Origin of the sequence: Haemophilus parainfluenzae (assembly GCF_014931375.1) — a bacterium.
Taxonomy (GTDB): domain Bacteria; phylum Pseudomonadota; class Gammaproteobacteria; order Enterobacterales; family Pasteurellaceae; genus Haemophilus_D.
In genome coordinates this window covers 55113-74350 of sequence record NZ_CP063117.1, presented here as the reverse complement: position 1 = coordinate 74350, position 19238 = coordinate 55113, and the positions used below count along the sequence as shown (strand labels likewise).

Annotated in this window: 20 protein-coding genes; 4 read left to right on the top strand and 16 right to left on the bottom strand. The window is 39.9% G+C overall.

Going from position 1 to position 19238, the window contains the following annotated elements; all coding sequences use genetic code 11:
- Positions 1 to 37 precede the first annotated feature (37 nt).
- The 10 genes from lipA to INP95_RS00315 form a co-directional block, all read right to left on the bottom strand.
- Positions 38 to 1000, bottom strand: coding sequence for a lipoyl synthase (gene lipA / locus INP95_RS00360; protein WP_049374329.1), 963 nt, complete (start codon positions 998 to 1000; stop codon positions 38 to 40).
- A gap of 62 nt (positions 1001 to 1062) precedes the next feature.
- On the bottom strand, positions 1063 to 1704 hold the full coding sequence (gene lipB, locus INP95_RS00355) for a lipoyl(octanoyl) transferase LipB (protein WP_197544825.1): 642 nt from the start codon (positions 1702 to 1704) through the stop codon (positions 1063 to 1065).
- A 1-nt stretch (position 1705) separates the two neighbouring features.
- Positions 1706 to 1984 (bottom strand): DUF493 family protein YbeD, encoded by a 279-nt coding sequence (ybeD, locus tag INP95_RS00350; RefSeq protein ID WP_049369509.1) that lies wholly within the window; start codon positions 1982 to 1984, stop codon positions 1706 to 1708.
- 108 nt (positions 1985 to 2092) lie between these two features.
- Positions 2093 to 3280 carry a D-alanyl-D-alanine carboxypeptidase family protein gene (locus INP95_RS00345; protein ID WP_049369508.1) on the bottom strand — a complete coding sequence of 396 codons (1188 nt, stop codon included), beginning with the start codon at positions 3278 to 3280 and terminating at the stop codon, positions 2093 to 2095.
- An 18-nt stretch (positions 3281 to 3298) separates the two neighbouring features.
- Positions 3299 to 4159 (bottom strand): septal ring lytic transglycosylase RlpA family protein, encoded by an 861-nt coding sequence (locus tag INP95_RS00340; RefSeq protein ID WP_197560673.1) that lies wholly within the window; start codon positions 4157 to 4159, stop codon positions 3299 to 3301.
- 53 nt (positions 4160 to 4212) lie between these two features.
- The gene (rodA, locus tag INP95_RS00335; protein ID WP_197560672.1) at positions 4213 to 5328 is read right to left on the bottom strand and encodes a rod shape-determining protein RodA; all 1116 of its coding nucleotides are present in this window, start codon (positions 5326 to 5328) and stop codon (positions 4213 to 4215) included.
- On the bottom strand, positions 5328 to 7304 hold the full coding sequence (mrdA, locus tag INP95_RS00330) for a penicillin-binding protein 2 (protein WP_197560671.1): 1977 nt from the start codon (positions 7302 to 7304) through the stop codon (positions 5328 to 5330). Before mrdA ends, rodA begins: the two co-directional genes overlap by 1 nt.
- A gap of 15 nt (positions 7305 to 7319) precedes the next feature.
- On the bottom strand, positions 7320 to 7787 hold the full coding sequence (rlmH, locus tag INP95_RS00325) for a 23S rRNA (pseudouridine(1915)-N(3))-methyltransferase RlmH (RefSeq protein ID WP_197560670.1): 468 nt from the start codon (positions 7785 to 7787) through the stop codon (positions 7320 to 7322).
- Positions 7788 to 7826: 39 nt separating this feature from the next.
- Positions 7827 to 8135: a ribosome silencing factor gene (gene rsfS / locus INP95_RS00320; protein WP_197560669.1), complete on the bottom strand. Its 309-nt coding sequence runs from the start codon at positions 8133 to 8135 to the stop codon at positions 7827 to 7829.
- Positions 8136 to 8287: 152 nt separating this feature from the next.
- Positions 8288 to 9940, bottom strand: a complete 1653-nt coding sequence (locus tag INP95_RS00315; protein ID WP_049364926.1) for a putative transporter — start codon at positions 9938 to 9940, stop codon at positions 8288 to 8290.
- Positions 9941 to 10105: 165 nt separating this feature from the next.
- On the opposite strand from INP95_RS00315, the gene INP95_RS00310 reads away from it, so the two are divergent.
- From INP95_RS00310 to mreD, 4 genes are all read left to right on the top strand, one after another.
- A complete protein-coding gene (locus tag INP95_RS00310; protein ID WP_197560668.1) occupies positions 10106 to 11896 on the top strand; it encodes an ABC transporter ATP-binding protein/permease in 1791 nt (596 codons plus the stop codon).
- 171 nt (positions 11897 to 12067) lie between these two features.
- Positions 12068 to 13123 (top strand): rod shape-determining protein, encoded by a 1056-nt coding sequence (locus INP95_RS00305; protein ID WP_014064069.1) that lies wholly within the window; start codon positions 12068 to 12070, stop codon positions 13121 to 13123.
- Positions 13124 to 13209: 86 nt separating this feature from the next.
- On the top strand, positions 13210 to 14274 hold the full coding sequence (mreC, locus tag INP95_RS00300; RefSeq protein WP_197559694.1) for a rod shape-determining protein MreC: 1065 nt from the start codon (positions 13210 to 13212) through the stop codon (positions 14272 to 14274).
- Complete coding sequence (mreD, locus tag INP95_RS00295) at positions 14274 to 14762, top strand: rod shape-determining protein MreD (protein ID WP_049364929.1); 489 nt, start codon at positions 14274 to 14276, stop codon at positions 14760 to 14762. The genes mreC and mreD overlap by 1 nt, the downstream gene beginning before the upstream one ends.
- 40 nt (positions 14763 to 14802) lie before the next feature.
- Here mreD and rhlB read toward each other — a convergent pair whose 3' ends face one another.
- From rhlB to INP95_RS00265, 6 genes are all read right to left on the bottom strand, one after another.
- The gene (gene rhlB, locus INP95_RS00290; RefSeq protein ID WP_070776274.1) at positions 14803 to 16062 is read right to left on the bottom strand and encodes an ATP-dependent RNA helicase RhlB; all 1260 of its coding nucleotides are present in this window, start codon (positions 16060 to 16062) and stop codon (positions 14803 to 14805) included.
- A gap of 90 nt (positions 16063 to 16152) precedes the next feature.
- The gene (locus INP95_RS00285) at positions 16153 to 16434 is read right to left on the bottom strand and encodes a GNAT family N-acetyltransferase (RefSeq protein ID WP_049384524.1); all 282 of its coding nucleotides are present in this window, start codon (positions 16432 to 16434) and stop codon (positions 16153 to 16155) included.
- Entirely contained in the window at positions 16431 to 16637 is a 207-nt protein-coding gene (gene yacG, locus INP95_RS00280; protein WP_005695505.1) for a DNA gyrase inhibitor YacG, read from the bottom strand. The genes INP95_RS00285 and yacG overlap by 4 nt, the downstream gene beginning before the upstream one ends.
- Positions 16630 to 17250 (bottom strand): dephospho-CoA kinase, encoded by a 621-nt coding sequence (gene coaE, locus INP95_RS00275; RefSeq protein WP_049384523.1) that lies wholly within the window; start codon positions 17248 to 17250, stop codon positions 16630 to 16632. The genes yacG and coaE overlap by 8 nt, the downstream gene beginning before the upstream one ends.
- A gap of 88 nt (positions 17251 to 17338) precedes the next feature.
- Positions 17339 to 18016 (bottom strand): prepilin peptidase, encoded by a 678-nt coding sequence (locus INP95_RS00270; protein ID WP_049384522.1) that lies wholly within the window; start codon positions 18014 to 18016, stop codon positions 17339 to 17341.
- Entirely contained in the window at positions 18013 to 19236 is a 1224-nt protein-coding gene (locus tag INP95_RS00265; RefSeq protein ID WP_049384521.1) for a type II secretion system F family protein, read from the bottom strand. The genes INP95_RS00270 and INP95_RS00265 overlap by 4 nt, the downstream gene beginning before the upstream one ends.
- Between the last annotated feature and the right edge of the window lie 2 nt (positions 19237 to 19238).

Genomic DNA, 19238 nt, shown 5'->3' with positions numbered 1-19238 from the left:
AGATTCAATGTGCGGTCATTTTTTTAGCTGTTTTGGATTACTTCACTAATCCACCACTTGCTTGTAAATCAGCATGGTAGGACGAGCGAACAAATGGACCACAAGCTGCGTGTTCAAAGCCCATTGCGTTGGCTTTATCACGGAACTCATCAAATTCGGCTGGTGGCACATAGCGTGCAACCGGTAAGTGGTGGCGACTTGGTTGGAGATATTGACCCAGTGTAAGCATGGTTACGCCATTTGCACGTAAGTCTTTCATCACTTCAAGAATTTCTTCATTGGTTTCACCTAATCCAACCATTAAACCTGATTTAGTTGGGATGTTTGGGAACATTTCTTTGAAATCATGGAGTAATTTTAAAGACCATTGATAATCAGCACCTGGACGAATTTCTTTATATAAACGAGGCACATTTTCCAAGTTGTGATTGAATACATCCGGTGGATTGTCTTTTAATTTTTCTAAGGCTTGAGTAATACGTCCTCGGAAATCAGGAACCAAAATCTCAATTTTGATGCCAGGATTTAATGCACGCACTTCTTTTACACATTCAGCAAAATGACCTGCACCACGATCGGGTAAATCATCACGGTCTACAGAGGTAATTACCACATATTTCAACTTCATATCTTGGATAGTTTCAGCTAATTTACGTGGTTCATCCGGATCGGGCGGTAAGGGTTTACCATGTGCAACGTCACAGAATGGGCAACGACGAGTACAAATCGCCCCTAAAATCATAAAGGTTGCCGTACCATGGTTAAAGCACTCGTGTAGATTTGGACAAGACGCTTCTTCGCAGACAGAATGTAGCCCATGACGACGCATCCCGTTTTTGATAGTCTCAATCTTTAATGAGCTAGATGGCAATTTGATTTTCATCCATTCCGGCTTTTTCAATAATTCTTGATTAGGATCGATGTTTTTAACAGGGATAATCGATGTTTTGGCGGCATCACGGTATTTCACACCGCGTTCCATTTTAAAAGGCGTTGACATTGTTCTTTCCTAAAGAAAAATGCCTGATTCAGGCATTTTTAAATGTGTTATAAAAGTGAATGTTATAAATTTGTAACATTATAGCCCAAAAGTTCGGCAAAGTGTTTAATTAATTTTGGGGAAACCTTGTCAAGTGTTGCCTCTTCTTTACCGATAAAATCAGTAAGCTGACACATTTCAAGCCCTGCATAGCCACAAGGATTAATGTAATGGAAAGGATTAAGATCCATATTGATATTAAACGCGAGGCCATGGAAAGAGCAGCCTTTTCGAATGCGTAAACCTAATGAACAGATTTTTTTGCCATCAATATACACGCCAGGTGCATCTGGTTTGGGATAACCTTCAATACCATAGTCTGCTAGGGTTTTTACAACGGATTGTTCAAGTGCGGTCACTAATTGGCGAACATTTAAATGTTCATGACGTTTAATATCAATGAGCACATACATGACCTGCTGACCAGGACCATGATAGGTAATTTGACCACCACGATCAGATTGAACAACAGGAATATTACTGCGTTGTAATAAGTGTTCCGGTTTGCCTGCTTGGCCTTGTGTGAAAACAGGATGATGCTCAACTAGCCAAATTTCATCGGTGGTTTCTGCATTTCGATTATCCGTGAATTCCTGCATTTTATGCCAGATTTCCTGATAATCTTGTAATCCTAATTGACGGACAATTAAATCAGTATTGTTCATCTTAGAGAACCATTTTGACGCCTTCAACTTTTGCAAGTTCTTTGTAAAGGGTTTCTACTTGCTCAAAGTTTTGCGCGACGATATCAATCGAAACTGAATTATACGTGCCTTTACTACTGCGTTTTTCCTTTGGAATATAATCACCCGGTAAATATTTTTGTATCACTGCTACGATGTCTTGCGCTAAACCTTCACGGTTAACACCTGCGACTTTAAATGTCATTGCAGCGGGGAATTCCATTACTTCTTTTAATTTTTCATAATCGTTTTCGGTTGCCATGTTGTTTCCTTAATTTAAGAATAAGGTGCGTGAATCAGCTAAATTCACACACCTTACGAATTTATTGATGTGATATAAATGGGGAAGTGCGGTTAATTTTCAAGGTGTTTAGTCAAATAATCCTTTAACTGTTAACACTAACCAGTCCCAACCTTTACCTAAGAAGCCGCCTTCTTGTACATCTTCTAATGCTTGAAGATTTACGGTAGCGACATCTTTGCCGTCTAATTGATAAACGATTTTACCTACCACTTGACCTTTTGCTAAAGGAGCTTGTAAGTATTTGTTATCTAATTCATAACGAGCTTTTAAGTCAGTTTGTTTACCTTTTGGCACAGTGATAAAGCCATCTTCTAAGACACCAAGTTTAACGTCACCTTTATCACCGTAGTAAACAGATTGTTTTGAAATTTCTTCACCTGCTTTTTGAGTTTTTAAGGTTTCAAAGTTAGCAAAACCCCATTGTAAGAGTTTTTTACTTTCTACTTCACGGCCTTTATAGGTCGGTACACCCATTACAACAGAAATTAAACGCATATTGTTTGGACTTGTTGCTGATGCGACAAGGTTATAACCTGCTTGGCTTGTGTGACCGGTTTTCATACCATCAACATTAATGGTTTTATCCCATAATAAGCCATTACGGTTAGGTTGTTTGATTTTGTTGAAAGTAAAGTCTTTTTCTGCGTAGATTTTATATTCTTCCGGTAAATCACGAATAATATGTGCACCAATAATCGCCATATCACGTGCAGTTGAATATTGGTTTGGATCGTCTAAACCATGTGGTGTGGTGAAGTTAGTATTTTTTAAGCCAAATTGTTGAACGTATTTATTCATGGTATCAACGAAGTTAGCCACGGTACCCGAAATATGTTCAGCTACAGCAACACAGGCATCATTACCAGAAACAATGATAATCCCTTTGTTTAAATCACCCACAGACACTTGTTGATTTAAATTTAAGAACATTTTTGATGAATCAGGGAAATTTCTACCCCAAGCGCTTTCGCTAATTGTCACCATATCTTCATTATGGATTTTACCTTGTTTTAATGCTGCACCAACCACATAGCTAGTCATCATTTTTGTTAATGAAGCAGGGTATTGGCGTTGGTCTGGGTTAAGTGATGCAAGTACCGCACCAGAATTGTAATCCATTAAAACATAAGTTTGCGCATTCACTTCCGGTACAGCGATACCGTATTGAATATCTTCAGCGGCAGCAAATGTTGACGCTGCTATTAATCCCGAGAAGAGTACAATTTTTTTCAATTTTGCAGATTGTTTTAACATAGCATTTCCTTTAATAGCTTATTGGTTTTTATAAGTATAAACGATTACGGGTTGCCCATTGATCGTTTTTTGTAATTTTGTTTTTAATTGATTAATATCCGCTTGATCCGCTAATGGACCAAAATGGATTTCATAGTTTTGCCCATTTTGGTTAATTTCCGTTTTGATGTCATCTAACGCGAGTTTTGTGATGATGCTTTCTGCTTGGCTTTTTGACGACAGCGCGAGTAGTTTTAGCTTGAAAATAGTTTTTGCATCGTTTGTGCTGTCTAAGTTTTGATTTTTTTTTTCGCTATTTTTATTGACGACTAAACGCTCACTGGCTTCTTGCGTTTTAGCATGCTTGGCAAGCGTTTTTGCTCCCGCACCTGAAATTTGACCTTTGTGATCCACATGTAAAGCTTCAATTCTTACTTGCCCTGTACCACGAGCAATAAGGCCTAATTCTTTTGCGGCAGAATGAGATAAGTCAATGATACGTTTCTCACTAAACGGACCACGATCATTAATTCGCACAATCACCTTGCGATTGTTATGTAAGTTTGTAACAACCGCATAAGAATTCAAAGGTAAGGTTTTATGTGCGGCAGTGAAAAGTGCCGAATCATAGCGTTCACCATTAGCTGTTTTACGACCATTAAATTTATGGTGGTAATAACTTGCTGTCCCTTCTTTTGAATAGGACTTTGCCTCATCACCTTGTGTGGTATATGTTTTACCATTCACTTCATAGCTTTGTGGCGCTTGAACGGTCGTAGTAATCGACAGCGAATCCCCTTGAATACCATACATTTTTTGCGTATCGGCAAAAGCAGAAAAACTTGAGCTGCTTATCAAGGTGAAAAGTGCGGTCGTTTTTAAGATATTTTTTAATGTCATACTTATTACTTTCAAGATTATCGGTGCTCTTCATAAGAAAGCCAAAAGGGAAATTAGTTCCCTTTCATAAAGCGAGGTTTGTGAGTATGAATGGACATCACTAAACCAAAGCTTGCCATGATGGCGACATATGAGGTACCGCCGTAGCTAAAGAGTGGTAAAGGCACCCCTACAACAGGCAAAATGCCACTCACCATACCAATATTCACGAAGACATAAACGAAGAATATCAGTGTGGTTGCACCAGCAAGAATACGCCCGAAAGAGGTTTCTGCATTTACCGCAATTATTAAGCCACGGATAATAATAAACAAATAAATTGCCATCAGAATAAGAAAACCGACCATTCCATGTTCTTCACTCATCACGGCAAAAATAAAATCAGTGTGTGGTTCAGGCAAAAATTCTAATTGGGATTGTGTCCCTTGCATCCATCCTTTGCCAGATATACCGCCTGAACCGATAGCAATTTTGGATTGCAAAATATGGTAACCCGCCCCAAGTGGATCTTTCTCGGGGTCAAGTAAGGTTAATACACGCATGCGTTGGTAGTCATGCATTAAATACATCCACATGATAGGAATAAATGCCGCTAAGCCAACTACTGCAGCAAGAATAAGCCACCAACTCATCCCTGCTAAGAATACCACGAATAAGCCTGATGCACTAACCAGAATTGATGTACCTAAGTCTGGTTGAATAGCCACAAGTAAAGTTGGCACAATAATCATGGCGATAGCAATAAAGGTTTCGCTCATTTTCGGTGGTAATGGACGGTTACCTAAATATACCGCGACCATTAATGGTACCGCGAGTTTGACAATTTCAGAAGGCTGAAAGCGAATAAACCCAAGATCTAACCAACGTTGCGCCCCTTTACTGGTTGTACCGATAGCATCAACCAAAATCAGCATGATAAAACCCACCAAATATAAGTAAGGGGCGAGTCGCTGATAAAATTTAGGGGGAAGTTGCGCCATAATCATCATCACGGCAAAACCTAATACGACCTGAATAATACGATTTTGGAACATGACTTCACTGGCGCCTGATGCACTATAAAGCACAAGCACGCCATAAGCCGTAATAGCGGCTAATCCAATAAATAATAAAAAATCAATATGTAAGCGTTGCCATAATCGCAAGCATAAAGGCACTTTTTCTTCCATTATTCATTCTCACTTGGTTGAGATTCTAGTGCTGGCGCATCTAAATCAGTTTGGTCCGTCTTTTTCTCTTTTTCAGCATTTTCTTGACGTTCAATTTGTGGCAAGCGTTTATTCAAGTAGAAATCCATAATTTGCCGTGCAATTGGTGCCGCATTACTTGAACCACCGCCCGCATTTTCTAAAATAATGGTGACAACTAATTTGGGATCTTCATAAGGTGCATAAGCTGTGAACCAAGCATGGTCATGCAATTCTTTTTTCAATCCTGCAGCATTATATTTTTGGTTTTCTTTTAAGCTGAAAACCTGCGCAGTACCGGATTTCCCTGCTACATGGTAATTCGTGCCGATAAAGGCTTTTCGTCCTGTCCCTGCACCAGAGTTTACCACATTGAACATCCCGCGCTTAGCCGCATCCCAATAAGCTTGTTTCGGTTCGGTAATATCTTCATATAAAAGCGGGTCTTGATACGGTTCAATGGTGGCGCCTTCAACGGATTTCATTAAATGTGGCGTATGAATTTTACCGTTATTGACCACAATAGAGGTTGCTTTTGCCACTTGTAATGGTGTCGCTGTCCAATAACCTTGACCAATCCCTACAGAGATTGTATCGCCTTGCACCCACGGTTTTTTATAACGTTTTTGTTTCCATTCTTTACTCGGCATATTGGCCGTGGCTTCTTCTTGAATTTCAATACCTGTCGGCATACCAAACCCAAAACGTTTCATCCACATGGAGAAACGATCAATACCTAAATTAAAGGCGGTTTGATAGAAGAATGTATCCGATGATTCAGTAATGGCTTTGTTTAAATCCGTATAACCATGTCCTGTTTTTTTCCAATCTCGGAAACGTTTTGTTGAGTTTGGCAATGTCCAGTAGCCTGGGTCAAAAATTGTGGTATTAGGCGTAATCACCCCTTCAGTTAATGCTGCAACAGCAACGAATGGTTTTACAGTAGAGGCAGGCGGGTACACACCTTGTGTCGCACGACTGTAAAGCGGTCGAGTAGGATCTTCTAGTAAACGTTTGTAATCACTAGAAGAAATGCCATCGACGAATAAATTATTGTCATAGCTTGGGGTTGAAACCATCGCTAATACACTGTTATCTTTCGGGTCAAGCACAACAACAGCGCCTTTTTGACCTGAAAGGAGCGACATAATATAGCGTTGAAGAGTAAAATCGATAGTCAGATGAATACTTTTACCCGCGGTGGCAGGTTGTTCACGTAGTTTACGAATAACTTTACCACGGTTATTAATTTCAACCTCTTCGAAACCGGTTGTACCATGGAGTTGTTCTTCGTAATAACGTTCAATACCCAGTTTCCCCATGTCCGTAGAACCGGAATAGTTAGCAAATTTTTCTTCTTTTTTTAGGCGCTCAACATCTCGGTCATTAATGCGTCCAACATAACCCAAAATATGAGTCATGGCTTCGCTATATAGGTAATTTCGTTTGAAATAAGGACGTACATCAAGGCTTGGATATTTATACTGGTTTACTGCAAAACGGGCAATTTGTTCTTCCGTTAAGCTTGGTTTGAGTAAAATCGGCGTATAGCGAGTACCACGACGACGCTCTTTTTTGAAATGCTCAATGTCTTCATCAGTGAGTCCTACAACATAGCGCAATTCTTCAAAAGTGCGGTCTAGATTTTCTGTTTTTTCCGGCACGATATATAAACCGAAAAAAGTGAGGTTTTCTGCCAGTAATTCGCCGTAACGGTCGTAAATTAATCCTCGAGTAGGAGGAAGCGGAAGTAATTTAATACGGTTACCATTAGAGCGAGTTTGATACATGTCGTAATTCACCACTTGGAGATGGTAAATATTAGCAAATAGCACACCACTTAGGGCTAAAATACCGATGAATGCGACTAATGTTCGACGCGCAAACAAGTTCCGCTCCGCTTTTTTATCGCGGATCGGTTCATTGGTTGGTGCAGAAAAGAATTTTTTTAAATTCATCGGTAATGTAATACGTTATTCTCTATGATAAGGGTGGTTTGTCGTCAGTGACCACGCGCGGTATAAACTTTCTGCCACGACAACTCGCACTAATGGATGGGGCAGTGTGAGTGGTGACAGTGACCAACTTTGTTCTGCTGCCGCTTTGCATTCAGGGGATAAACCTTCAGGCCCGCCAATGAGTAAGCACACATCACGACCATCATTTTTCCAACCCTCTAATTGCTCAGCAAGTTGTGGTGTTGTCCAAGGTTTGCCAGGGATATCTAATGTCACGACTTTGCCTTTTCCACAAGCCGAGAGCATTGCTTTGCCTTCTTGCTCTAAGATGCGTTTAATATCCGCATTTTTTCCACGCTTGCCTGCAGGGATTTCAATGAGTTCAAAAGGCATGTCTTTAGGAAAACGACGTTGGTATTCTTCAAATCCGGTGGTAACCCAAGCCGGCATTTTCGTTCCCACTGCAATTAATGTAATTTTCATCCTTTTCCCTTTCAAAACACAGTCAAAATTGACCGCACTTTATGCCCAAAGTTTTTCTAACTGATACATCTCACGTGCATCACGTTGCATAATGTGCACGATGGTTTGGCCAAGATCCACCACGATCCAATCAGCCGCATTACGGCCTTCTTCACCAAAGGTCTCATAACCGGCTTTTTTACATTCTGCAATAAGGTTATCGGCCATCGCAGAGACTTGGCGGCTAGATGTGCCGGTACAAATAATCATATTTTCAGTAATCGATGATTTGCCCTTTACATCAAAGTGCACAATTTCGGTGCCTTTTAAATCATCGAGTTTATCAATTACAAATTCAACTAATGACATTTCTTTTCCTATTTAAATAAAGCGATGAATTCTATCATTGAATGAGGGAAAGGGGTAGGCTTGGGGCAGATTTTATTTGAATTGTTTTATGGCAGTCATAGTGCTTAGCATGAATATTGGGGCAGCTATTCTGCCCCAAGTTTGAAAGGGTATTAAACCCATAAAAGAATGGCTAATAATTGTGGTGAAATGATCCGTAAGAACATGGTGAGCGGATAGACTGTCGCATAGGAGAGTGCTGCGGCACCGCTTCCTTCTTTCAGTTCATTCGCGAAAGCAAGCGCAGGAGGATCCGTCATCGAACCTGCTAATAGGCCACAAAGTGAAAGATAATTTAATTTTACATATAAACGTGCAATGATACCTACAATCATTAATGGTACAAGAGTGATGAAAATACCGTAGCCCATCCATTCAAGACCGGAACCATTGGTGAGTGTATCTACAAAGCTACCGCCAGATTTTAAACCGACTACAGCAAGGAAGAGCACAATACCAATTTCGCGCAACGCCAAGTTCGCACTTGGCGGCATAAACCAATAGAGTTTTCCGATAGACCCAATTCGAGCCAAGATCAATGCGACGACTAACGGTCCGCCTGCTAGCCCTAATTTTAATGCCACAGGGAAACCTGGAATATAGAAAGGAATTGAGCCGAGTAATACCCCTAAGCCAATCCCAATAAACACTGGTAACATTTGAACTTGAAGTAGTTTTTGTTTAGCGTTACCAATAACTGAAATGGCTTGGTTGAGAATGTCAGTTTTTCCAACCATGTGTAATACGTCACCAAATTGAAGGGTAGTATGGGCAGTTGGTACCAATTCCACACCTGCACGGTTTAAACGCGAAATGACAACACCATATTTTTGATGAATGCCGAGATGACGAATTTGTTTTCCGAGTACTTTTTCATTGGTGACGACCACGCGCTCAGAACGAATCTCTCCGCTCAAACTGGCTACCGGGATATCCACTTCTTCCCCGATGATAAGGTGCATTTTTTTCAAGCCTTCAGGATTGCCGACTAAATGTAAAATATCGCCAAGTTGAACATCGGTATCTGCTTTCGGCACTATAACAAGCTCACCCCGTTTCAAGCGAGAGCAGACAACATCTTCATCATCAAAACCTGGAATTTCAATCAAATGGATACCATTGAGATTAGTATTGGTGACTTTCAGAGACATGCTTTTGAGTGCTTCTTTGTCATGACCACTTTCTTTTTCAAAATTTGCTGCTTCCTCATCCACTTTAATTTTAAAGAAAAGACGAATAAGCCACATAGAAAGTAAAATGCCACAAATTCCAAAAGGATAAGCCATTGCATAGGCCATCCCCATGTTAGACGTCGTTTGCGACATACCTAATTCAGAAAGGATTTGCTGACCCGCACCGAGAGATGGGGTATTGGTTACCGCACCGGAGTAAATACCAAGCGCGACATCAAGAGGAATATCCGCAAGCTTATAAATGAGAATTGTCACCACTGCACCAAGTGCAACGATTAAAATGCCTAACCCATTTAAGGTTAAGCCTGATTTTCGTAAGGAAGCAAAAAAGCCCGGCCCCACTTGAATACCAATCGTATAAACAAACAGAATTAAGCCGAACTCTTGCACGAAATGTAATGTATGGCTATCTAATTTAATGCCATATTGAGTGGTAAAATGGGCAACTAAAATCCCACCAAATAGCACGCCCCCAATACCCAGACCTACACCTTTAATTTTAAAATGCCCGATCCATAGGCCAATCACGGCAACGAGGGCAAGCAAACTAATGGTAATCGCAGTTTCACTCATACCGACCTCTAATTTATTAAAAATTTAACTATTTTGGATTATATCAATTAGATTTCTTACCTGCTTGTGACAAAGTCAAAAAATGTTATCTCCATCACATTTTTTCTTGCTTAAAAATAAACACCGCCTAAAATGACCGCACTTTTTTGATTTTATAGGTTGATTATGGATTACGCTCAAGAGGCCATTAATTCGCTTTTATGGATAGTAAAAACATTAGCGATGACGGCTGTTGTGTTTAGCTTTGGTATTTTCTTATTAGTCCGTTTTACCCACTGGGGTAAACAATTTTGGCAATTTGCGGGCGGGTATCTTTCACCACGTCGAAGTATTAAACCTTTGCTATTTTTCTTATTAATTGTGGCGATGACATTAGTCAGTGTGCGTATTAGCTTGGTGCATTCTGAGTGGTATAACAATATGTACACATCCTTGCAGGAATTTAATGAACCTGTGTTTTGGGATCAAATGGTGCTGTTTTGTGTGATTGCGACAAGCTCAGTCATCGCCGCATTGCTGAGCTATTATTTAGAGCAACGTTTTTCTATTGATTGGATCGAATGGTTGAATGGTCAGCTAGTGGATAAATGGATGGCTAATCGCGCGTACTATAAAACGCAGTATGTTTCCGCTAACTTAGATAACCCCGATCAACGTATTCAACAAGATGTGCAATCCTATGTGCGAACCACGCTCTCTTTAAGTACAGGGGTGATAGATGCTGTCACCTCCATGATTTCTTATACGATCTTATTGTGGGGATTAGCGGGACCAATGATTGTATTTGGTACTGAAATTCCACGCATGATGGTGTTCTTGGTATTTGCTTATGTGATTATCACGACCGCGATTGCATTCCGTTTAGGGCGTCCATTAATTATGTTGAATTTCGTCAATGAACGCTTAAACGCTAACTATCGTTATTCTTTAATTCGTATCAAGGAATATGCGGAAAGTGTAGCATTTTATGCGGGTGAGAAAGTCGAGAGTAGTCAACTTTATAAACAATTCGGCTCGGTGATCAATAACATGTGGGATATTGTTTATCGAACATTAAAATTCTCTGGTTTTAACCTAGTGGTTAGCCAAGTTTCGGTTGTGTTCCCTTTGCTCATTCAAGTGGGACGTTATTTTGAGAAGCAAATTAAACTCGGCGATCTTATGCAAACGCTACAAGTATTTGGTAAATTACATTCAAATCTTTCGTTCTTTCGTAATTCTTACGATGGTTTTGCCGGATACAAGGCCACATTAGATCGTTTAACTGGCTTTAGTTATGCGATTGATATGGCGAATCGCCAATCTACTTCCCATTTACACGAACATGAAACTGACGTGATTTTTAAGGATTTAAGCATCAGTAATCCATTTGGAAAAACCTTAATTGAGAATTTAAATTTGACGTTGCCACAAGGTTCAACTCTATTAATTCAAGGTAATTCAGGCGTGGGTAAAACCACGTTGTTGAGAACTGTGGCAGGGCTTTGGGCATATTCTAAAGGGGATGTGTATTGTCCTACTCATCAGCTGTTCTTATCGCAAAAGCCTTATTTACCGCAAGGTAGTTTGTTAACGGCACTGGCTTATCCGAATGAAGAAAAGGACTTTAATTGTGATGAGATGATTGAGGTATTAAAACAAGTGTCTTTAGGGCATTTACAAGATCGTTTAGATCAAGAACAAGATTGGACACGAATTCTTTCTCTCGGTGAGCAACAACGCTTGGCTTTTGCTCGTTTGCTATTACATAAGCCGAAAGTCGCCTTTCTGGACGAAGCCACGGCGAGTATGGATGAAGGTTTAGAAGATACGATGTATCGTCTATTAAAAGAACGCTTACCTCATACAACGGTTATTAGCGTAGGGCATCGTTCAACCTTGCAGGCTTTCCATCAGCAACAATTGATGATTTTAGGTAATGGTGAGTGGCAATTCACTGACCGAAATCAGATATAAAATGACACTAAAATTGACCGCACTTACCTTGTTAGAAAAAATCGCGAGGTAAGTGTAGAGGATCAAGGCAAAAAATCCTGTTATCAAGCTCGATTTTTTGGTACATTTAGCACAATTTTTTTCTATGCTCAGAAATGAGTAATTTTTCACCAAACTAATGACGGAATTCTTATGTTATTCAAAAAAATTCGTGGTTTATTTTCAAACGATCTTTCTATCGATCTAGGTACAGCAAATACATTAATTTACGTGAAAGGCCAAGGTATCGTACTTGATGAGCCATCAGTAGTGGCAATTCGTCAAGATCGTATGGGCGCATACAAAAGCATTGCGGCAGTAGGTAAAGAAGCAAAACAAATGCTTGGTCGTACACCAAAAAGCATTGTCGCAATTCGTCCGATGAAAGATGGTGTCATCGCTGATTTCTCTGTGACTGAAAAAATGTTGCAATACTTTATTAAACAAGTACATAGCGGTAACTTCATGCGTCCTAGCCCACGTGTGCTCGTTTGTGTACCGGCTGGTGCAACTCAAGTTGAACGTCGCGCAATTAAAGAATCAGCATTAGGTGCAGGTGCACGTGAAGTCTATTTAATTGAAGAGCCAATGGCGGCAGCAATCGGTGCAAACTTGCCGGTTTCTACAGCGATCGGTTCAATGGTCATTGATATCGGTGGTGGTACCACTGAAGTTGCGGTGATTTCTTTAAACGGTATCGTGTATTCATCTTCTGTACGTATTGGTGGTGACCGTTTTGATGAAGCAATCATTTCTTATGTTCGTCGTACTTTTGGTTCTGTAATAGGTGAACCAACTGCAGAGCGTATCAAGCACGAAATTGGTTCAGCTTACATTCAAGAAGGTGATGAAATTTTAGAAATGGAAGTGCACGGTCATAACCTTGCTGAAGGTGCGCCTCGCTCATTCAAACTAACCTCTCGTGATGTACAAGAAGCTCTTCAACAACCATTAAATGGTATTGTTGCAGCAGTACGCACAGCACTTGAAGAATGCCAACCAGAACACGCAGCAGATATTTTTGAACGCGGTATGGTGTTAACAGGTGGTGGTGCCTTATTACGCAACATTGATGTGTTGTTATCAAAAGAATGTGGTGTACCGGCAATCATCGCAGAAGAACCATTAACTTGCGTAGCTCGTGGTGGCGGTGAAGCAATCGAAATGATTGATATGCACGGCGGCGATATTTTTAGCGACGAAATTTAATCTCTAAAAGTGCGGTCAGAAAAATCGGCGTTTTTAATTCGTCTGATTTTTTGACCGCACTTTTCCTTTTAACCCTAGGACAGTGAATGAAACCCATTTTTGGTAAAGCACCACCATTAGGTATCCGACTAGCATTAGCGGTGATTGCTTCTATGACACTCATTTTAGTTGATGGACAAACTTCATCAATGACGAAGGCGCGTAGTGTGATGGAAACTGCCGTTGGAGGATTGTATTACCTTGCGAATGGGCCAAGAACAGTTCTAGATGGTGTATCAAGCAATTTGGTGGATACCAATAAACTGCTTATTGAAAATAAAGTATTGCGTGAGCAATTGCGTGAGAAAAATGCTGATCTTTTATTATTGGATCAACTCAAAGTAGAAAACCAACGTCTTCGTTTACTGCTTAATTCGCCTTTACGGACCGATGAATACAAAAAAATTGCCGAAGTACTTACTGCTGAAACTGATGTTTATCGTCAGCAAGTGGTGATCAATCAAGGTGAACGTGATGGTGCGTATGTTGGTCAGCCTGTGATTGATGAAAAAGGAATGATTGGGCAGATTATATCTGTGGGTGAGAACACCAGCCGAGTCTTGCTTTTAACGGATGTAACCCATTCTATCCCAGTGCAAGTTTTACGTAATGATGTGCGAGTGATCGCAAGCGGTACAGGACACTCTGATGAACTTACCTTAGATAATGTGCCTCGTTCCGTAGATATTGAAAAAGGCGATTTATTAGTAACTTCGGGTTTGGGCGGCCGTTTTGTGGAAGGCTATCCGGTGGCAGTGGTACAAAGTGTGTCTCGTGATGGTTCTAATTATTTTGCGACGGTAAAAGCGAAGCCTTTGGCCGAATTAGATCGTTTGCGTTATTTGCTTTTACTTTGGCCGAGCAATCTTGATATGTCGAAAGTGAAATCCATGTCACCAGAAGAAGTGCGTCGTTTAGTACAGCAACGTTTAGAAAGCCAAGCCCATGAAGCGACACATTCTGTGAGTAAAACCAAAATTACGGATGACCAAGCGGATAACACTCAACCGCATACAGGAAAAGAAATCGTGGATCCTGAAATTCCAACCACAATGCCTCAACAAGAGGAACCGGTTTCTCCAGATCAACAAGAACATAGGGATGAAGACTAATGCAAGGGCGTTTTATTTTTCAATGGGCGACCATTTTATGCTTCTTTGTTGTAGCATTAGTGATGGAGTTAGCACCATGGCCAGCAGGCTTTCAAGCCTTTAAACCTTCTTGGTTGATTTTAGTCTTGCTTTACTGGACCCTTGCTTTACCTGATAGAGTAAGCATTGGTTGGGCATTTTTACTCGGCGTTTTATGGGATATTGTGCTTGGCTCTATTCTAGGCGTGCATGCATTAGTGCTTTCTGTCGCCTTCTATTTTGTTTCTAAATATTACTTAATGTTGCGCAATCTTTCCCTTTGGTTTCAAAGTTTATTAGTGCTTCTTTTCGTTTTTGCCATTCGAGTGGCAATTTTCTTGGTTGAATTCTCGTTACATGGAGCATTCTTTAACTGGCAGGAAATCTTTGGTGCCATTGCATCAGGCGTATTATGGCCGTGGGTATTCTTATTGATGCGTACTGCACGTCGACGGGTCGGATTGCATTAATCATAAAAAAGCTGATGAAGAGGTTCATCAGCTTTTCTTTTTAGTTTTTACGACGGTAGTTTGTTTTTCTCGTCGTAATATTTCTCGTTTGAGGCGTAGGATTGCGTTTTAAACGATAAGGTTTTGGAATATCACTAATCAATGAATTCGGGTCATATTGACTGACGGGAATAGAATGACCAATGTATTCTTCAATTGCCGGTAAATTCATCGCATATTCTTCACAAGCAAAGCTGATAGACACACCACTTTCACCCGCTCGACCAGTACGGCCAATGCGGTGAACATAATCTTCTCGATCATCAGGTAAATCAAAGTTAAAGACGTGTGTCACATCTGAAATATGTAATCCACGCGCGGCCACATCGGTTGCGACGATAACATCGAGTTCACCATCGGTAAATTGTTTGAGCAATGAAAGACGTTTTTTCTGTGCTACATCACCCGTGAGTAATCCTACTCGATGACCATCTGCGGCTAAATAGCCCCAAATTTCTTCACATTTATGTTTAGTATTCGCAAAAACAATGCAACGCTCTGGCCATTCCTCTTCCATTAACGTGAGCAAGAGAGGAATTTTGTCTTCATTTGAGGGATAGAATAGTTCCTCTTTAATTCGATGCCCCGTTTTTTGTTCTGGTTCAATTTCAATGTATTCTGGGGAATTCATATCTTCAAAGGCAAGTTCACGCACTTTGTAAGAGAGCGTTGCAGAAAAGAGCATGGTGAGTCGTTCTTGCGGAGAAGGACATTTACGTAATAAATAACGAATATCACGAATGAAACCTAAATCAAACATACGATCCGCTTCATCCAATACTACGACTTGGATATCATCTAAACGGATAATCCCTTGTTTCACGTAGTCAATCACACGACCAGTTGTACCAATTAAAATATCCACACCGGCTTCAATCGCTTTAAGTTGTTTATCATAGCCATCACCACCATAAGCCAGTGCGGTTCGTAATCCACTTGTTTTTGCTAATAACTCAGCATCATGATTAATTTGCACGGCCAGTTCACGGGTTGGTGCAAGAATTAATGCACGGGGTTGATTGGTGGCAAAATCAGGTTGATGTGTTAATAAGTGATGAAATGTTGCCGTTAAAAATGCCATTGTTTTACCTGTGCCGGTTTGCGCTTGGCCAGCAACATCTTTTCCTTGTAATGTGATAGGTAATGATAAAGCTTGAATCGGAGTACAATATTCAAATCCCTTGTCTTGTAGGGCTTTTTGTACGATAGGATGTAATGGAAGATCAGCAAACCGCTGCTGACTTAAATAATTTTCTTGCATAATAAATAACAGGTTCTCATAAATAAATGGGGCTAAGGATACCACGAAGTCGGAAAAATATCCTTAAAAATAAAATGCTTATTAATAGGTTTAAGCTTGGGATTGAGAAGATTGGGTTCGTTCCCATTTTCTTGCAATATAGCTACAAGTTGGGTGTAATGTCAGCTTTTTAGCCTGGATAAAATGAATTAAGGCTTGATAGAGTTTGTCTGCCACACCTTGTCCTCGAAGAGACTCATCAACAAACGTGTGATTAGCATTAATGGTATCGGGTGTTTCATAAAAATAGGTGAGTTTCGCGATTTTCTTTCCTTGCTCATCGAGTAAGAAAAACTCACCCTGTTTACCATTATCTTGATGCTGAAGACTCATTTGATACTCCATTCATCACTGAGATTGGGATCCATGGCAAAATCAGCAGTATCACTTGGAATGGCTTTTTCTTCTGCAGCCCATTCACCTAAATCAATGAGTTGGCAACGTTTGCTGCAAAAAGGGCGAAATTGACTTTCCTGTGTCCAAGGCACTGGCTTTTGACATGTTGGGCAGGGGACTTCAAAAATTTCATCAGACATTTTTCTTTCTCGATTCACTTAAATAAAATTGGTGCAATTTTAGCACTTTTTGTTTTAAGTGCGGTAAGTTTTCTGGCAATTTTGCATCATTTGAAATGATATCATCCGCCCATTTTAATCTTTCTTCTCGGCTGACTTGTGCATTCATAATAGCTTGAATTTGCTGAATATTATTATGATCTCTCGATGATGCACGAGCGAGTTGAGTTTCAGGTTTAACATCAATAACAAGTACGCGATCGCAAAGCGTGGTGAGCTTGTTTTCAATAAGCAGTGGAACGACAAACAAGGTATAAGGAGCGGTCTGAGCATTTAATTGCGCTAACATTCTTTCGCGAATAGCAGGATGTAATAAATGATTGAGCCAGTTTTTTTCATTTTCGTCTGCAAATACTTTTTTTCGTAGCTCAGCTCGATTTAATTCACCTTCTTCAGTCAGAATCGATTTTCCAAAGTGCTCAGCAATTTGAGCAAGCAGCGGCGAGCCTTTTTCGACCACTTCTCTTGCCACAATATCAGCATCAACAATGGGTACACCAAGGTCAACAAAGAGATTTGCAATCGTGCTTTTTCCACTACCGATACCACCAGTAAGGCCTACAATATAAGTCATGATATTCCTTGCTACTTGATTTAAGAGGAGGATGTTTTACATCCACTTCTTAAACATAATATTTTTCAATGTTGCCAATATATTACATTTATAGGGTTATTGCACTGGTGATGATTAAAGATAAGCAAAGAAAGGGCGCGAAAGGTAAAACAGGTTTACGAGAAATCCAATAACCTATGATGCCTAATAGACAGGCAATGAATAAGAAAAGTGGTAAGTGCGCGATGGTGAGATAAGTGCCGATTCCCAAAGCAAGCCAATAATCGCCACGGCCTAAAGCTTCCTTCTTATAAAACCATTTAGACAAATGATAGATGATATAAAAAACACCGAAAAAACTAACCGCACTTTCTAAACTTTGAGAAAGCGTCAGAATTGAAAGTTTTTGATGTGCGCCGAATAAACCCAGGAAAAATAAAAACAGGCAAGGTGTAGGTGAAATCAGTTGATAGTGCCAGTCTAGCCAACTGATAACAAAGATGAGACTAAGCGTAATCGCGAGCCATAAAGTAAATAATTCATCCTGAAGAAAATAATAGAGTGCAGCAAAACAGAGTCCAAACCCTAAAAAATAAAGGAAAATATGACCACACTTTTGAGATTGAATGGCTGCTTTTTCGCTATGGAAAATGGGTCTGTTTTCAGGATAAAGTTCGATATAGTTCTGATAAATTTCTTGTTGGAGATTAGGGATAAAATGATCAATATAAAGCCAAGCAAAGATGCCAGCGAAACCTCCCAATAAGAAAAAGGCGAATGTCATCATTGGATTACCGAACCCATATTAAAAATTGGCAGATACATCCCCATCATTATGATACCAATTAAACTACCAATAATGAGCATCATTAATGGCTCTAAAAGTTGGGAAAGTAAATCAATTTGATGATTAAGCTTTTCTTGATAGTTGTCAGCAATATGTCGCAACATCAATGCAAGTTTTCCACTTTTCTCTCCAATCTGTAGCATTTGCTGCGCTTCCATTGGAAAAAGATGGCTACTGACACTTTCTGAAAATGGATAGCCTTGAGAAACCCACTGTAAAATTGACCGCACTTCTTGTTGTAGCAGAATATCGCCTTTTAAGGTACGTTGTGTTTGCCAAGTTTGCTGTTTGGGAAGAAAACTATTTAACGCAGGCGTTAATGCCACTCCTGATTGAAGCATTAATTGCAGGTTATGGCTAAAACTGATTAAACGAGAAAGGCAAATGATATTGCCCCAAATTGGCATGCGACCAATCAGTGTATTCTTTTTTTGGTTCAGCCAAAGAGAATGTTTTAATGCCATCTTCAGCATAAAAAGAGCGAAAATGCAGACAATCATCAATGAAATAAAATGATGTTGTAGGAATTGAGACATGGCTAATAACACAGCTGTTAATGTAGGCAATTCAGCGGAATTTTCGCCATACATTTCAGCAAATTGTGGTACAACGAAAAGCAGTAAAATTAACGTAAGTGAAAGCGAAATACCTAATACCATGACAGGATAAAGCATAATTTTTTGTAATTTGCGTTGAAGCGCTAATGATTGCGTTCGACGTTCTGCGATTTTAGTGCATACTTCTGCCAGTTTTCCTGTCATTTCTCCCACCTGAATGAGCTGAATTTCTTGAAAATTTAAATACTTTCCTTGTATTTCTAAACTTTGTGAAAACGGAAGACCACTTTCAATTAACTCAATTAAGGCACCAAGCCACTGATGCAATCCCAATTGTGTGCAGTTATCTTGCAAAATATGCAATGCATTTTTTAATGGAATGGCAGAGCTGAGCAGAGTAGCCAATTGATTCAATAAAGCACTGATTTCTGCATTTTTCGGTTTTTGATTAAGTTGCCAATCTTGTTGCAAGCGAATTCTACTAAAACCTTTTGCAATTAACAGAAATTGCGCAGCTTGTTTAGATTGTGCAACAAGACTACCTTTTTGCCATTGTTGCCGCTGATCATAGGCTTGAAAATAAAAGAGTTTTTGCTTTGCCATAG

Coding starts and splice junctions, on each gene's coding strand:
- rodA (WP_197560672.1), bottom strand. CDS start 5,328: ATGGAAGAAAAAGTGCCTTTATGCTTGCGATTATGGCAACGCTTACAT.
- rsfS (WP_197560669.1), bottom strand. CDS start 8,135: ATGTCATTAGTTGAATTTGTAATTGATAAACTCGATGATTTAAAAGGC.
- lipA (WP_049374329.1), bottom strand. CDS start 1,000: ATGTCAACGCCTTTTAAAATGGAACGCGGTGTGAAATACCGTGATGCC.
- INP95_RS00270 (WP_049384522.1), bottom strand. CDS start 18,016: ATGATGACATTCGCCTTTTTCTTATTGGGAGGTTTCGCTGGCATCTTT.
- rhlB (WP_070776274.1), bottom strand. CDS start 16,062: ATGCAAGAAAATTATTTAAGTCAGCAGCGGTTTGCTGATCTTCCATTA.
- INP95_RS00310 (WP_197560668.1), top strand. CDS start 10,106: ATGGATTACGCTCAAGAGGCCATTAATTCGCTTTTATGGATAGTAAAA.
- INP95_RS00305 (WP_014064069.1), top strand. CDS start 12,068: ATGTTATTCAAAAAAATTCGTGGTTTATTTTCAAACGATCTTTCTATC.
- rlmH (WP_197560670.1), bottom strand. CDS start 7,787: ATGAAAATTACATTAATTGCAGTGGGAACGAAAATGCCGGCTTGGGTT.
- coaE (WP_049384523.1), bottom strand. CDS start 17,250: ATGACTTATATTGTAGGCCTTACTGGTGGTATCGGTAGTGGAAAAAGC.
- INP95_RS00265 (WP_049384521.1), bottom strand. CDS start 19,236: ATGGCAAAGCAAAAACTCTTTTATTTTCAAGCCTATGATCAGCGGCAA.
- ybeD (WP_049369509.1), bottom strand. CDS start 1,984: ATGGCAACCGAAAACGATTATGAAAAATTAAAAGAAGTAATGGAATTC.
- yacG (WP_005695505.1), bottom strand. CDS start 16,637: ATGTCTGATGAAATTTTTGAAGTCCCCTGCCCAACATGTCAAAAGCCA.
- INP95_RS00345 (WP_049369508.1), bottom strand. CDS start 3,280: ATGTTAAAACAATCTGCAAAATTGAAAAAAATTGTACTCTTCTCGGGA.
- mreC (WP_197559694.1), top strand. CDS start 13,210: ATGAAACCCATTTTTGGTAAAGCACCACCATTAGGTATCCGACTAGCA.
- INP95_RS00285 (WP_049384524.1), bottom strand. CDS start 16,434: ATGAGTCTTCAGCATCAAGATAATGGTAAACAGGGTGAGTTTTTCTTA.
- INP95_RS00340 (WP_197560673.1), bottom strand. CDS start 4,159: ATGACATTAAAAAATATCTTAAAAACGACCGCACTTTTCACCTTGATA.
- lipB (WP_197544825.1), bottom strand. CDS start 1,704: ATGAACAATACTGATTTAATTGTCCGTCAATTAGGATTACAAGATTAT.
- mrdA (WP_197560671.1), bottom strand. CDS start 7,304: ATGAATTTAAAAAAATTCTTTTCTGCACCAACCAATGAACCGATCCGC.
- mreD (WP_049364929.1), top strand. CDS start 14,274: ATGCAAGGGCGTTTTATTTTTCAATGGGCGACCATTTTATGCTTCTTT.
- INP95_RS00315 (WP_049364926.1), bottom strand. CDS start 9,940: ATGAGTGAAACTGCGATTACCATTAGTTTGCTTGCCCTCGTTGCCGTG.